General features: G+C 58.6%; 11 protein-coding genes. 7 read left to right on the top strand and 4 right to left on the bottom strand.

Annotated elements, in window-relative coordinates:
• Positions 1–120 precede the first annotated feature (120 nt).
• On the bottom strand, positions 121–651 hold the full coding sequence (gene ppa, locus BLU64_RS07130; protein WP_074728244.1) for an inorganic diphosphatase: 531 nt from the start codon (positions 649–651) through the stop codon (positions 121–123).
• A 291-nt stretch (positions 652–942) separates the two neighbouring features.
• On the opposite strand from ppa, the gene BLU64_RS07125 reads away from it, so the two are divergent.
• Positions 943–2,529, top strand: coding sequence for a methyl-accepting chemotaxis protein (locus BLU64_RS07125; protein WP_074728242.1), 1,587 nt, complete (start codon positions 943–945; stop codon positions 2,527–2,529).
• A gap of 54 nt (positions 2,530–2,583) precedes the next feature.
• Here the strand turns inward: BLU64_RS07125 and plsY are convergent, their stop codons facing one another.
• Entirely contained in the window at positions 2,584–3,210 is a 627-nt protein-coding gene (gene plsY, locus BLU64_RS07120; protein ID WP_026741792.1) for a glycerol-3-phosphate 1-O-acyltransferase PlsY, read from the bottom strand.
• Positions 3,211–3,318: 108 nt separating this feature from the next.
• Between plsY and folB the strand changes: the two genes are divergently transcribed.
• Both folB and bacA read left to right on the top strand, forming a co-directional pair.
• A complete protein-coding gene (gene folB / locus BLU64_RS07115) occupies positions 3,319–3,672 on the top strand; it encodes a bifunctional dihydroneopterin aldolase/7,8-dihydroneopterin epimerase (protein WP_026741793.1) in 354 nt (117 codons plus the stop codon).
• A 140-nt stretch (positions 3,673–3,812) separates the two neighbouring features.
• Positions 3,813–4,634: an undecaprenyl-diphosphate phosphatase gene (bacA, locus tag BLU64_RS07110; protein ID WP_026741794.1), complete on the top strand. Its 822-nt coding sequence runs from the start codon at positions 3,813–3,815 to the stop codon at positions 4,632–4,634.
• A gap of 85 nt (positions 4,635–4,719) precedes the next feature.
• Here the strand turns inward: bacA and BLU64_RS07105 are convergent, their stop codons facing one another.
• Entirely contained in the window at positions 4,720–5,952 is a 1,233-nt protein-coding gene (locus tag BLU64_RS07105; RefSeq protein WP_074728240.1) for a multifunctional CCA addition/repair protein, read from the bottom strand.
• A 91-nt stretch (positions 5,953–6,043) separates the two neighbouring features.
• Entirely contained in the window at positions 6,044–6,664 is a 621-nt protein-coding gene (locus tag BLU64_RS07100) for a TIGR04211 family SH3 domain-containing protein (RefSeq protein WP_026741796.1), read from the bottom strand.
• Between the two features lie 243 nt (positions 6,665–6,907).
• On the opposite strand from BLU64_RS07100, the gene BLU64_RS07095 reads away from it, so the two are divergent.
• From BLU64_RS07095 to ligA, 4 genes are all read left to right on the top strand, one after another.
• Positions 6,908–8,242 carry a CYTH domain-containing protein gene (locus BLU64_RS07095; RefSeq protein WP_074728238.1) on the top strand — a complete coding sequence of 445 codons (1,335 nt, stop codon included), beginning with the start codon at positions 6,908–6,910 and terminating at the stop codon, positions 8,240–8,242.
• A 54-nt stretch (positions 8,243–8,296) separates the two neighbouring features.
• On the top strand, positions 8,297–11,152 hold the full coding sequence (gene glnE, locus BLU64_RS07090) for a bifunctional [glutamate--ammonia ligase]-adenylyl-L-tyrosine phosphorylase/[glutamate--ammonia-ligase] adenylyltransferase (RefSeq protein WP_074728236.1): 2,856 nt from the start codon (positions 8,297–8,299) through the stop codon (positions 11,150–11,152).
• 115 nt (positions 11,153–11,267) lie between these two features.
• A complete protein-coding gene (gene hldE / locus BLU64_RS07085; RefSeq protein WP_026741799.1) occupies positions 11,268–12,695 on the top strand; it encodes a bifunctional D-glycero-beta-D-manno-heptose-7-phosphate kinase/D-glycero-beta-D-manno-heptose 1-phosphate adenylyltransferase HldE in 1,428 nt (475 codons plus the stop codon).
• Between the two features lie 11 nt (positions 12,696–12,706).
• Positions 12,707–14,755, top strand: coding sequence for an NAD-dependent DNA ligase LigA (ligA, locus tag BLU64_RS07080; protein ID WP_036152413.1), 2,049 nt, complete (start codon positions 12,707–12,709; stop codon positions 14,753–14,755).
• Positions 14,756–14,757 lie beyond the last annotated feature (2 nt).

The following is a 14,757-nucleotide window of genomic DNA, read 5'->3' as shown; positions in this document are numbered from 1 at the left end:
GGGAGAAAAACGGGCGGCGTTTAAATGCCAAGGGGGCTGAGACATTAAGCCTCAGCCCCCTTGCAGGGACAGGTCATGCGCTGCCGGGAACGTCTTCCCACTGCGCCGTCACCGTCGGGATTACTTGTTTTTGGCGCGTTCGAAAGAAGCAACGATTTCCGCTTTAGCGGCTTCAGCGTTGTCCCAGCCTTCCACTTTCACCCACTTGCCTTTTTCCAGATCTTTGTAGTGTTCAAAGAAATGGCCGATCTGCGCACGCAGCAGTTCAGGCAGGTCGTTCACATCCTGAATGTGCTCGTACTCTTTGCTCAGTTTACTGTGCGGTACGGCAACCACCTTGGCATCTTCACCGGATTCGTCGGTCATTTTCAGCACGCCGACCGGACGGCAGCGGATCACTGAGCCTGGCTGCAGCGGGTACGGGGTTGGAACCAGTACGTCGACCGGATCGCCATCCAGAGACAGGGTGTGGTTGATGTAACCGTAGTTGCACGGGTAGAACATCGCCGTAGACATAAAGCGGTCGACAAACAGCGCGCCAGTTTCTTTGTCTACTTCATATTTGATGGGATCGGAATTCGCGGGAATTTCGATGACTACATAAATATCTTCCGGAAGCGATTTGCCTGCCGGCACCGTATTCAAGCTCATGTCGGTTTCCTTCTCTTTCAAACCAGAAATGGAGTGGCGGTCATTATAGCCAACTCGTCGTGAAAGTCGCGGTTTTTAGCAGTCCGGACGTCGGTCCGACGTGCCGCGGGACCCAGGCTGCTTCAGCCGGGGGCTTACGTCATAGTGGCGGTTAATAGCAAGCTAACCATGACCAATATAATAATTAATATAATTGAAGAGTAAGGGTGATGTTCCGATAAAAAGGGGGCTTCTTTAATGAGATTTATCTATTTTTTATGGCTTTTTCATTAAGTTAAGAGGGATTTTGGGATGTTGAAAAATATCACGGTGAAGTCCAGCCTGATTGTGTTGTTGAGCGTCATGGTATTACTGCTGCTTTTGGTCAGCGGTATCGGCGCTAATGCCATCAGCCAGGGAAATGCTTCGTTAAGCTCGATCGATAAAATACAGGGGAAAGAACTGGGGACGCTGGCGGCAAGCTATACGGCGACGTTGCGAGCCCGCACCACCGCCTATCAGGCCGCACGGCAAATGGATGAGGGCAACGTCACTCGGGCGAAAGAAACGCTGTCGCGCGTTGAAAGTTATCTGGATCGTTCTCGCAAGGATATGGATGAGTTTTTGGCATACGGCACGGTGACCGCCAAAGGGGCCGTTCTGGCCGAGCAGATCAAAACCAGCTATGAAAGTTACCGTAATCTGGGCATCAACCCGATGATGGATGCGTTAAAAAAAGGCGATACCAACGAGTTCTACAAAATCACACAAGACGTTGTGGTGCCTTATAGCATGGCCATGGATAAAGCCATCAACGACTTTCGCGTCTTCGCCGTCATGGTGGGAGATAATCTGCTGACCAAAGCCGAAGAGCTGGCGTTGAGCCGCCTGTCGATTATCGGCCTTTCCTGCGTGCTGACGCTGTTGCTGTCCGGCGTGGCTTGGGTCGTGATCAAGCGTCTAATCCTGCAGCCGTTGAATCGCTCTGTCTATCAGTTGGAAGTCATTGCTGGCGGCGATCTGTCCCAGCACATTGAAGACGGCGGCAAGAATGAAATCGGCCGCCTGATTCAGGCGATGAAGATGATGCAGGACGCGTTGGCGAATGCCGTCGGGCGAGTGCGCGATGCGGGGAGTCACATTGAGATCGGCACGCGAGAGCTGTCCGCCGGCAACGTCAATCTGGCGGAGCGCACCGAGGAGTCAGCGGCGTCATTGGAGCAGACCGCCGCCAGCATGGAACAGCTGTCCTCTACGGTGAAACTGAATGCGGAAAGCGCCGACCAGGCCTATCTGCTGTCGCAGAACGTGGCCGATATCGCCGACAAGGGCAGCGACGCCGTTCGTCGGATGCTGGAAAAAATGGAGCTGATCTCCCAGAGTACGGCAAGCGTGGCGGATATCCTGGCCATGATCGATGGTATCGCTTTCCAGACCAACATACTGGCGCTGAATGCGGCGGTTGAAGCAGCGCGTGCAGGCGAGCAGGGACGCGGCTTCGCCGTGGTGGCCGGCGAGGTCCGTAGTCTGGCCCAGCGCAGCGCGCAGTCTGCCAAAGAGATCAAAACGCTATTGGAAGATTCGCAGGTACAGGTGCGTGAAGGCACGGAAATCGCCCAGGTCGCTGGTGACACCATGAAGGACGTTTCGTCCGCCGTGGTGCAGGTCACGACGCTAATGGGCGAGATTTCCACCGCGACCCGTGAGCAAAGCAACGGCATCGATCAGGTTAATACCGCCGTTTCGCAGATGGATAGCGTGGCGCAGCAGAATGCCTCACTGGTGGAGGAGTCGGCTTCTGCGACGCGTTCGCTGGAAGAACAGGCGATGGAACTGGCGGCCAGTATGGCGCTGTTTAAGCTAGGCAATGAGCCGTCGGCCGCGATTGCCCGCAGCTAACCGGCACTCAGGCGGCGCCGCGTGTCAGCGGCGTCGTCAACAAAGCGATGCGGGTTATTTTTGTTCAGAAGAGGATGAAGAAGCTTTCCTGCGTCGTTTTTTCCAGATTTTGGCTTCCTGACCGCGCCATAAACGCTGAATGTTGTCGTGGTGGCGGACCAGAATCAGGCAGGAGAGCATGGCGACAGGGAAGGTCAACTGGGGTTTAAACCACCAGACGTAAAACGGCGCGATGAGCGCACTCACAATAGCGCCGAGCGACGAATACCCGCTGAGGAGCACGGTCAACAGCCACGTCCCCGTCATCAATCCCGTCAAGTCCCAGCCGATAGGCGCGATGGCGCCGAACGCCGTCGCCACCCCTTTACCGCCGTGGAAGCGAAAGAACAGTGGGTAGATATGGCCCAGACAGGCGGCGATGGCGATCAAACCGAGATAAAAAGGGGCGACGCCCAGCTCATAAGCGCCCCACACCGGCAGCATTCCTTTGAGAATATCGAAGAGCAGTACGGCAGCTGCGGCTCCTTTACCGCCGACGCGCAACACGTTGGTGGCACCCGGGTTTCCCGAACCGTTTTCGCGTGGGTCTGGCAATCCGGCGATCCTACAGACCAGAATCGCACTGGAAATCGAGCCGCACAGATACGCGAGGATAATCATTCCCAGCGCGGTAGCACTCATAATATGCGTCCGTCTAATAAAGGTCGTTTTAATATTAGCATCCAAGGATAATACGCATATTCCGCCGGAAGTGGTATCCGGCAGCCGCAAAAACAGAGGGTAAGGGTAATGGATATCGTATTTATCGAAGAACTTAGCGTGATTACCACGATCGGCGTTTACGACTGGGAGCAGACCATCCAGCAGAAGCTGGTGTTTGATATTGAAATGGGATGGGACAACCGCGCCGCCGCCGCCAGCGATGACGTCAAAGATTGTCTAAGCTATGCGGATGTCAGCGAGGCGGTGATTGAACTGGTTTCCACACAGCGGTTCGCGCTGGTTGAACGCGTGGCCGAAGATGTGGTCCAAACGCTGATGAAACGATTCGGGATACCGTGGATGCGTCTCAAAGTCAGCAAACCGGGGGCAGTCGCTCAGGCTCGCGCGGTCGGCGTGGTGATCGAGCGAGGGATGAGATAATTCCGGTATGTCATGATTAGAGACCCTTCCTAAGGTCATTAACTCGTAATCTCATTATTTTAATGTCGTTTCATATGCAGCGGCTCGCGTGCAGCGAGGCCGCTTTTTTATGGTTACGGTTTGATGGAGCTGAACAGGTAATGACAGATTCATACACGTTGCTGGTGGCGTTTATCCTTGGGATCGTCGAGGGTCTGACGGAGTTTTTACCGGTCTCCTCGACTGGGCATATGATCCTGGTCGGTCATTGGTTGGGATTTGAGAACGATCTGTCGAAAACCTTCGAGGTGGTGATTCAGCTGGGGTCTATTCTGGCGGTGGTCGTCGTGTTCTGGCGGCGTATGTTCGGCCTGATCGGCATCCATTTCGGTCGCCAGCCCCATGAGGGCATCAAGCCCACAGGGCGGTTGACGCTGGTGCATATCTTGTTGGGCATGGGACCGGCGGTGGTGCTGGGGATGCTTTTCCACGATGCTATTAAAACGCTGTTTAATCCGCAGATGGTGGCATGGGCGCTGATCGCCGGCGGTATTTTGCTGCTGATTGCCGAAAAATGGCGTCCTAAAACCCCGCGCGCGGAGGGGCTGGATGATATTAGCTATCGCCAGGCTTTCTACATCGGATGTTTTCAATGTCTGGCGCTATGGCCGGGATTTTCCCGTTCCGGCGCGACCATCTCCGGCGGCATGCTGACGGGCGTCAGCCGCTATGCGGCGTCGGAGTTCTCCTTCATCCTGGCGGTGCCGATGATGCTGGGGGCCAGCGGGCTGGATTTGTATAAGAATTGGCACCTGATGAGCTGGTCTGCGCTGCCGATGTTCGCCATCGGCTTCCTCACGGCGTTCTTCGTCGCCATGATCGCGATCAAAACGTTTCTGGCGGTGATTAAACGGATGTCGTTTGTGCCCTTCGCCATTTATCGTTTCATCGTCGGTGCGGCGGTGTATCTGATCTTCATGTAACAGAGCGGGAACATCCCCGCGACCGGCGTTGCTCAACACACGGCCTTTCCCCCCTGCGGCGACGCATAAAGGAAAGGCCGTTTTTTTAGTCCGCGTCCTGCTGGTCTTTCCAGTTCTGCAGCGCACGGCGGCGGCGCCAGTGCAGTTCGTCGCGGATCGCCGCATTGCGGAAGCCATCGGCCACGACCTGTGCGCTGGTGACGCTGCTGGCGACCTTGAAGGCTTCGCGCAGATAATCACCCTGCGGATAAGGCTTGTCCTCGAAGCCGGTTCGCCCGCGCGCATCGGCTTCGCTGGTGAGGATCAGCTGGTCCAGACGATGGGGTTTGCGCCAGACGTCAATGCTGTCGAACAGCTTCAGCAGCGTCTTAGGCTGCAGGATCGGCGCGGTATGCAGCAGATCATGGTACTCCGCCACCAGTTTCGCCAAATCGCGTATCTGATTGGGGATCCGCAGCCGTTGACACAGCGCTTCAATCAGTTTGATGCCTGCCGGACCGTGTCCGTGGTGGCGCGGCCACAGCGATGGCGGCGTCAGGCCTTTGCCGACGTCGTGGCACAGCGAGGCGAACCGCACGTCGATCTCGGGGCTGAGCTGCGCCGCGATCGCCAGCGTCATCATGACATGAACGCCGGTGTCGATTTCCGGATGCCATTGCGCAGGCGCAGGGACGCCAAACAGATTGTCGATTTCGGGGAACAAGACCTGCAGCGCGCCGCAGTCCCGCAGCCGCTCGAAATAGACCTGAGGCGAGTTCGACCCCAGCGCCTTTTCGGTCTCTTTCCACACGCGCTCCGGCGTCAGGCTGTCGAGTTCGCCGCTGTCGACCATCCGACGCATCAGCGCCAGCGTTTCCGGCGCAATCGTAAAGCCGAGATGGGCGTAGCGGGCGGCGAATCGCGCAACGCGCAACACCCGCAGCGGATCTTCGCCGAACGCGTCGGAAACGTGACGCAGCTGTTTGGATTCGAGATCGCGCTGGCCGCCGTAGGGATCGATCAGGCTGCCGTCTTCTTCTTGCGCGATGGCGTTGATGGTCAGATCGCGGCGCAGGAGATCCTCTTCCAGCGTCACATCCGGACTGGCGTTGCAGACAAAACCGGTATATCCCTGCCCGGATTTACGTTCCGTTCGGGCCAGGGCGTACTCTTCACGGCTGGTGGGATGCAGAAAGACGGGGAAATCCCTGCCGACCTGCTGATAGCCGAGTTTTAACAGTGTTTCGGGCGTGGCGCCGACCACCACCCAGTCGCGCTCGGTGACGGGTTGATGCAATAAACCATCGCGCACCGCGCCACCCACAAGGTAAATCTTCAAACCCAACTCCTGAATCAATGGTTTCTTAGTGACGATGGCTCACTATAACCTTTATTGATGTTCAGTGTCGGGTTTGACGACGGGCAAAGATTTAGCCCATCCAGCGATCGTTTTTCTTGCGACGCGGGATCAGATGCGGCAACACCAGCCCCAGCAGCAGACCTGCGCCCGCTACGCCGCCGCCGTACATGAACCACTGCAGGATCAGCGTGCGCTGTTTGTCATCTAACTGCACGTTGGCGGCGTTGACCTTCTTCTGCGCCACGACCAGCTGATTTTTCAAATCCTGATTTTCGCGCTGTAGCCCGGTGATCACGTTATCGCTGGCGGCGACTTTCTGCTGCATATCAGCGGTACGCTGGTTCCAGCTCTGGTCGATATTGGTCAGCTTGTCGGTCAGGACTTTCACCTGATTCTCCAGATCCGGCACGCGGGTGCGCAGGCTGGGCATCTGGCTCAGCTGATCGAGCGGGATCCAGCTGGCGCGGCCTTTGCTGTCGCGGATCTGGGCATAGCCCGCCCCCTCGTTGACTTCCACGACGGAGACTTCTTCACCCGCCTTCAGCGTGCCGACGATACGGTACTGGTTGCCCGGTCCGCTGTGGAGGTAGGTGATGAGTTCATCGGAGATATAGCGTTTTTCTTCCGCCTGGGTGCCAAAGGTGACGGCAAGGCCAACGAGGCCGGCAATAATAAAGCGTAATTTCTGCATAAGATCATCAGGTTGCGTGAATGAGTGTTAAATATTCGTCGGATAAGTCTGACGAGGAGGGTGACAAACCTAAATGGGAACTGTCTTACTCTTGTTTGTCAGCCGAAGACGCAGGATAACCGATGATGGCGGTGGCCGCACGTCTGGCGGCCTGCGGCGGCGAGGCGGTGGCAACGGTGGCAAGGTAGCGTAAAATGTTATTTACTGACGAGATTCCCGCAGCATCCGGTGTAGCTAACTATTATGAGTGAAGAGATCGAACTGAAATTTATTGTCCATCCTGCCACGGTGCCAGCTTTGCAAACCCAGCTGAACCAATGGAAGAGCGACTACAGCCACAGCAAGCATTTACATGCGCATCAGTTGGCGAACATCTATTACGAAACGCCGGACGGCTACCTGCGTCAGCACGGTATCGGGCTACGTATCCGTGGGGAAAACGGCCGCTACGAAATGACCGCCAAAACGGCGGGCAAGGTGGTAGGCGGCTTGCATCAGCACCCGGAATATAACGTCGAGCTGGCAGGACCGCAGTTGGACATTCGTCTGTTGCCGGACGATATCTGGCCGGAGCAGTGCGACCTTGATGCATTGGCGGCAGAGCTAACGCCGTTGTTCAGTACCGATTTCCGTCGTGAAGTCTGGGTCGTGTCTCATCACCAAAGCATTATTGAGATGGTGCTCGATCGCGGCGAGGTGGTGGCCGGGGAGTTGCAGGAGCCGATTTGCGAGCTGGAGTTGGAGCTGAAGGTCGGACAGCGTAGCGATCTGCTGGAATTCGCCGACGAGCTTTCCGACGTGGGCGGCCTGCGACAGGGCTACTTGAGTAAAGCCGCCCGCGGTTATCAGCTGGCTAAAGGCAACCCGCCGCGTGAGAGACACGCTCTGACGTTCATGCCGGTCAAAGAAAAAATGACGCTTGATGAGGGCATCGAGGCGGGCCTGGAGTTCGGGCTGACGCACTGGCAGTATCACGAAGAGCTGTGGGTGCGGGGCGATCAGGCCGCGCGCGATAGCATGCTGGAGGCGGGAACGCTCCTACGGGAAATGCTGGTGCTGGTCGGCGGCGTGGTGCCGCGTAAAGTGACCTCAGCATTTCGCGGCGCCTTGACGGCTTTGGAAGCGAAGGCGATGACCGATCTCGACGCAGAGACCGTCTGCTTCGATAAGGATTACCTGAAAAGTAAACTGGTGCTGACGACTTGGTTGCTGGAAGCAGGCTGGCGTCGTTATATGGATAATCGCGAGCGCATGCGTTTGCAGAGTTCCTATAAACGCTTCGCCGATATCATGCTGAGCCGGAGTCTGGCGGAGCTGAAGTCCGTGTTTGCGCATTCGCTGACGTCGTTGCATTACGAACAGCAGCTGCCGCGCCTGGAACGTGGTTTAAGCGCCTTTATGCTGCTGGGCGGTTTCTATCCGGAGGAGGAGGCGGGCGATTATGTTCGCGTCTGGCGCGAGCTGGCGCAGCAAATCGCCAAGCTTAACGTCCATCAACCGGCGCCCGCGGCGCTGGACGAAACCCGCAAGCAGGCGATAGCTCTTCCGCCTTTCTGGCTGAACAGCGGACAATCATGATGCATTGAAGCCGGCCGCCTGTCATCGGAGCAGGCGGCGGTGTGAGGATAGTCGATGAGCAGCACTCCTGCGCCCCGTTTCCCATTACCCGCTTCGTTACTCTCTCAGGCCCAGCAGGCGTTGTCCCGCTGGCCGTCTTCCCCTGCGCTCACGACCTTGTCGGCGGAGGAGCAGGCGACGGTCGCGATGAGCGATTTCGTCGGCGACGCGCTGGCGCGTTACCCTGACTGGCTGCACGACATCAGGCAATCGCCGCCGGTCCCCGATGAATGGGAAAACTATGCGGACGCGCTGCGGCTGGCGCTGAGCGAGGTGCGCGATGAAGCCGCGTTGATGGCGACGCTTCGCACGTTTCGGCGTCGCATGCTGGTGCGCATCGCCTTCGCGCAGGCGCTGGGTACATGCCGCACAGAGGAGACGCTGCGGCAACTGAGCGAACTGGCGGAAGTGTCCGTCATCGCCGCCCGCGACTGGCTTTACGACGCCTGCTGCCGGGAATGGGGAACGCCCTGCAATCCACAGGGCGACCCTCAGCCGCTGCTGGTGCTCGGCATGGGCAAACTGGGCGGTCGGGAACTAAATTTTTCCTCGGACATCGATCTGATTTTCGCCTATCCGGAAAACGGCAATACGCGTGGCGGGCGGCGGGAGCTGGACAACGCCCAGTTCTTTACCCGGCTGGGTCAGCGGCTGATCAAAGCGCTCGACCAAAAGACCGAAGACGGTTTTGTGTACCGGGTGGATATGCGCCTGAGGCCGTTCGGAGACAGCGGTCCGCTGGTGCTGAGCTTCAACGCGCTGGAAGATTACTACCAAGAGCAGGGGCGCGACTGGGAACGTTACGCGATGGTAAAAGCGCGGCCGCTCGGCGCAGCGGATCCGGCCTATCGTCAGGAGCTGAATCAGCTGCTGCGTCCGTTCGTGTTCCGGCGCTACATGGACTTCAGCGTTATCCAGTCCCTGCGCAACATGAAAAACATGATCGCGCGCGAAGTGCGTCGTCGCGATCTGCGCAATAACATCAAACTCGGTCCCGGCGGTATTCGGGAAGTGGAATTCATCACTCAGGTCTTCCAGCTGATTCGCGGAGGACGCGAGCCGCAGCTGCAATCGCATTCGCTGTTGCCGACGTTGCAACAGTTGGGCGAACTGGGCGTGTTGCCTGCGGAACAAACGTTGCGGCTGCGGGAAGCCTACCTGTTCCTGCGTCGGCTGGAAAACCTGTTACAGGCCATCGCCGATGAACAGACTCAGAACCTGCCGGAGGACGCGCTCAATCAATCCCGCCTGGCCTGGGGCATGGCCTGCGACAGCTGGCCGTCGTTGTGCGATGCGTTGACGCGACACACGCAGGCGGTACGCGACGTCTTCAACGAATTGATAGGCGACGACGCCCCTGACGGCAGCGATGATCCGACCCATGAACACTGTCGCAGTCTGTGGCAGGACGGGTTGGATGAGGGCGAGCTGGCGTCGCTGACCCCACATCTGCCGGAAGAGAACCGGACGAACCTGTTGTATCAGCTACAGGACTTCCGTTCCGAGCTGTCCCGCCGCACCATCGGTCCACGTGGCCGGGACGTACTGGACCAATTGATGCCCGCGCTGCTGGCGGAAGCCTGTCAGCAGGAGCAAGCCGATATCATCGTCTCGCGCATCACGCCGCTGCTCATCGGCATCGTGACGCGAACGACCTATCTGGAGCTATTGCTCGAATCGCGCCCGGCCCTGAAACACCTCATCCGCCTGTGCGCGGCCTCCCCAATGCTCGCCAGCCAGCTGGCGCGTTATCCGCTTTTGCTGGATGAGTTGCTCGACCCTGCTACGCTTTATCAACCGACGGCGCAACATGCCTACGCGGACGAACTGCGCCAGTATCTGATGCGGGTGTCGGAAGATGACGAGGAGCAACAGCTGGAGGCGCTGCGCCAGTTCAAGTTGACTCAGCAGCTAAGAATTGCCGCCGGTGATATCGCAGGCGCATTGCCGGTCATGAAAGTCAGCGATCATTTGACCTATCTCGCCGAGGCGATTATCGCCGCCGTGGTGCAACAGGCCTGGCAGAGTATGGTGACGCGTTATGGCCAGCCGTCTCACCTGCAACAGCGGGAAGGGCGCGGGTTCGCCGTGATCGGCTACGGCAAGCTGGGCGGCTGGGAGCTGGGCTATGGATCCGATCTCGATCTGGTCTTTTTGCACGATTGTCCGGCGAACGTGATGACCGACGGCGACCGCAGCATCGACGGCTATCAATTCTATCTGCGGCTGGCCCAGCGCGTCATGCATCTGTTCAGCACGCGCACCTCTTCCGGAATACTTTACGAGGTGGATGCGCGGCTGAGACCATCCGGCTCGGCGGGCATGTTGGTCAGTACGGTCGGGGCGTTTGACGACTATCAGCGCCACGATGCCTGGACCTGGGAACATCAGGCGCTGGTTCGCGCCCGAATGGTGTACGGCGAAACCGACGTCCAGCAACAGTTCGAGGCGACACGCCGACATGTTCTTTGCCGGGAGCGCGACGGCGAAGCATTACGCATCGAGGTGCGGGAAATGCGGGAGAAAATGCGGCGTCACCAGTCCCATCGAGATCCGGATGCTTTCAATCTGAAGACGGACGCCGGCGGCATCATCGACATCGAGTTTATCGTGCAGTATCTGGTCCTGCGCTATGCGCACGCACAGCCGGCGTTAACGCGCTGGTCCGATAATGTGCGCATTTTGGAGATGATGGCGAAGCACGGCGTGATGGAAGAAGACGAGGCCAATGCCTTGACGCGGGCTTATATTACGCTGCGCGACGAGCTGCATCGTCTGGCTTTGCAGGCGCGCTCCAGCCGCGTAAGCCGCGCGCACTTCATCGCTGAACGCGAACAGGTGGAGCGCAGCTGGAAAAACTGGCTGGGCTGAGAGGTTGTATGCAAAATTGGCGACGCCGCCGTGGATTTCCCCCGTGGGGGCCGTGCCGTCGGGCGAGCTGTGGTAATATAGCGCGCGATAAAATGAACCCTTTTTGGAGCAGGGAATGAAAGTTACGCTACCTGATTTTCGTCAAGCCGGTGTCCTGGTGGTGGGTGATGTCATGCTCGACCGTTATTGGTATGGTCCGACCAGTCGTATTTCACCGGAAGCGCCGGTGCCGGTGGTCAAGGTCGACACCATAGAGGAGCGCCCAGGCGGCGCGGCAAACGTGGCGATGAATATCGCGGCGCTGGGCGCCGGTTCTCGTTTGGTCGGCCTGACCGGCATCGATGATGCGGCTCAAGCGCTGAATGCCAAATTGAACGAAGTCAACGTGCGGTGTGATTTCGTCCCCGTCGCGACGCACCCTACGATCACCAAACTACGGGTGCTGTCCCGCAATCAGCAACTGCTCCGGCTGGACTTCGAGGAAGGGTTCGACAATGTAGACCCGGAGCCGATGATTGAGCGTATTCAGCAGGCGCTGCCGAAAATTGGCGCGCTAGTGTTGTCCGACTACGCCAAAGGCGCGCTGGTTCATGTTCAACGGATGATTCAGACGGCGAACGCCGCCGGTGTACCTGTATTGATCGACCCGAAAGGCACAGACTTTGCTCGTTATCGCGGCGCCACGCTGTTGACGCCGAACCTGTTAGAGTTCGAAGCCGTCGCTGGCCGTTGCCGCGATGAAGACGATCTGGTCGCACGTGGTATGCAGCTAATGGCGGAGCTGGAGCTGTCCGCGCTGCTGGTGACGCGTTCAGAGCAGGGCATGACGTTGCTTCAACCGGGTAAAGCGCCTCTGCACCTGCCAACGCAGGCCCAGGAAGTATATGACGTGACCGGCGCTGGCGATACGGTCATCGGCGTACTGGCCGCCGCTCTGGCCGCCGGTAATCCGCTGGAAGAAGCCTGTTTCCTGGCCAATGCCGCCGCGGGCGTCGTGGTCGGCAAGCTGGGAACTTCCACCGTCACGCCGATCGAGTTGGAAAATGCGGTTTGTGGTCGCGCTGAAACCGGGTTTGGCGCGATGGACGAAGTTCAGCTGAAAGCGGCGGTCGCGCAGGCGCGTCAGCGCGGCGAGCGTATCGTGATGACCAACGGCTGCTTCGATATTCTGCATGCCGGTCATGTTTCCTATCTGGCGAACGCCCGCAAACTGGGCGACCGTCTGATTGTCGCCGTAAACAGCGATGCGTCGACTCAACGTCTTAAAGGCCCCACACGTCCGGTCAATCCGCTGATGCAGCGTATGATCGTGCTGGGCGCGCTGGAAGCCGTCGACTGGGTGGTGCCGTTCGAAGAGGACACCCCGCAGCGTCTGATTGCCGAAATCCTGCCGGATATTCTGGTGAAAGGCGGCGACTACAAGCCGGAAGAGATCGCGGGCAGCAAAGAAGTCTGGGACAACGGCGGCGAAGTCAAAGTGCTGAACTTTGAGGATGGCTGTTCGACCACCAATATCATCAATACCATCAAGGCCAGTCGCTGATCGATGTCGTTATGTCAGAGAAAGGGTTTACTCCATTGAATTCACAGTCTGTTGAAACACGTCTTGAAACGCTGCGCAGCCAGCTCCGTTATCACGAGCACAAGTATCACGTGGAGGATGCGCCGGAAATTCCCGATGCGGAATATGACCGTCTGATGCGTGAGCTGAAATCGCTTGAGCAGGAACATCCGACGCTGATCACGCCGGACTCGCCCACACAGCGAGTTGGCGCGGAGCCGCTGGCGGCGTTCGAGTCGGTTCGGCACGAAGTGCCGATGTTGTCGCTGGATAACGTTTTCGACGAACAAAGTTTTCTGGCGTTCAGCAAGCGTATCAACGATCGCCTGAAACACGAGGACGATCTCTCGTTCTGCTGTGAACTGAAACTGGATGGACTGGCGGTCAGCCTGCTGTATGAAGAGGGCGTGCTGGTGCGTGCCGCCACCCGCGGCGACGGGACGACGGGGGAAAACATCACCTCAAACATTCGCACCATCGGCGCGATCCCGCTGCGGCTGAGCGGCGACGACATCCCGCGCCGGGTGGAAGTGCGCGGCGAAGTCTTTATGACGCATGGCGGCTTCGAGGCGCTGAACGAGGAAGCGCGTCGCACGGGCGGCAAGGTGTTTGCCAACCCGCGCAACGCCGCAGCCGGTTCGCTGCGTCAGCTGGACCCGCGCATTACGGCTAAACGTCCGCTGACTTTTTTCTGCTATGGCGTGGGACTGGTGGAAGACGGCACGCTGCCGGACTCCCACTGGGAGCGACTGCAACGCTTCAAGTCTTGGGGACTGCCGGTCAGCGATCGCATTCGGCGGTGCTGCGGCAGCGACGCCGTGCTGGACTTCTACCGGCAGGTAGAAGAAACACGCAGCGGTCTGGGATTCGATATCGACGGCGTGGTGATCAAGGTCGATGATCTCGCGCTGCAAGAGCGCCTTGGCTTCGTGGCCCGCGCGCCTCGTTGGGCGGTCGCCTACAAGTTCCCGGCGCAGGAGCAGCTGACCTGGTTGCGCGACGTGGAGTTTCAGGTTGGCCGCACCGGGGCGATTACGCCGGTCGCGCGGCTGGAGCCGGTGGCCGTCGCCGGGGTGGTGGTCAGCAACGCCACGCTGCACAATGCCGATGAAATCGAACGTCTCGGCATTCGTATCGGCGACCGCGTGACGGTGCGCCGCGCCGGAGACGTCATCCCACAGATCGTCAGCGTTGTGTTGACGGAACGTCCGCAGGAAACGCAGCCTATCGTTTTCCCTGACCAATGTCCGGTCTGCGGTTCCGACGTCGAGCGGGTGGAAGGCGAGGCGGTGACCCGTTGCACCGGCGGTTTATTCTGCGGCGCTCAGCGGAAAGAAGCACTGAAGCACTTTGTTTCCCGCCGGGCGATGGATGTCGACGGAATGGGCGACAAGATCATCGACCAACTGGTGGAAAAGGAGTACGTGCGCACGCCCGCAGACCTATTCCGCCTGACGGCGGGTATTCTCACCGGGCTGGATCGCATGGGGCCGAAGTCGGCGCAGAATCTGGTCAACGCGCTGGAGAAAGCGAAGTCGACCACCTTTGCCCGTTTCCTTTACGCGTTGGGCATCAGGGACGTCGGCGAAGCGACCGCGGCGAGTCTGGCCGCGCATTTCCTGACGCCGCAGGCTCTGTCTGATGCGGATCTGGACGCGTTGCAGCAGGTTCAGGACGTCGGGATTGTTGTGGCGACGCACGTGCGCAATTTCCTGGATGAAGAGCATAACCAGCAGGTGATCCGAGAGCTTATCGACGAGATTGGCATCCATTGGCCCGAGCCTGTTGTGGTCAACGTCGACGCCTCATCCAGCCCGTTTGCAGGCAAAACGCTTGTGCTGACGGGGTCGTTGAGCGTTTTGTCCCGCGACGAAGCGAAAGATCGCCTGACGGCGCTCGGTGCGAAGGTCAGCGGCAGCGTGTCAAAAAAGACAGATATGGTAATTGCGGGCGAAGCGGCGGGGTCGAAATTGACTAAAGCTCAGTCTTTGGGCATTCCGGTGATCGACGAGGCGGAAATGATGCGCTTGCTGGAGCAATAGCG

The sequence above is a fragment of the Lonsdalea quercina genome (assembly GCF_900107885.1).
In the GTDB taxonomy this organism is placed as follows: Bacteria; Pseudomonadota; Gammaproteobacteria; order Enterobacterales; family Enterobacteriaceae; genus Lonsdalea; species Lonsdalea quercina.
Note: the sequence above shows the minus strand (reverse complement) of the source record. Positions and strands in the feature narration are given on the sequence as shown.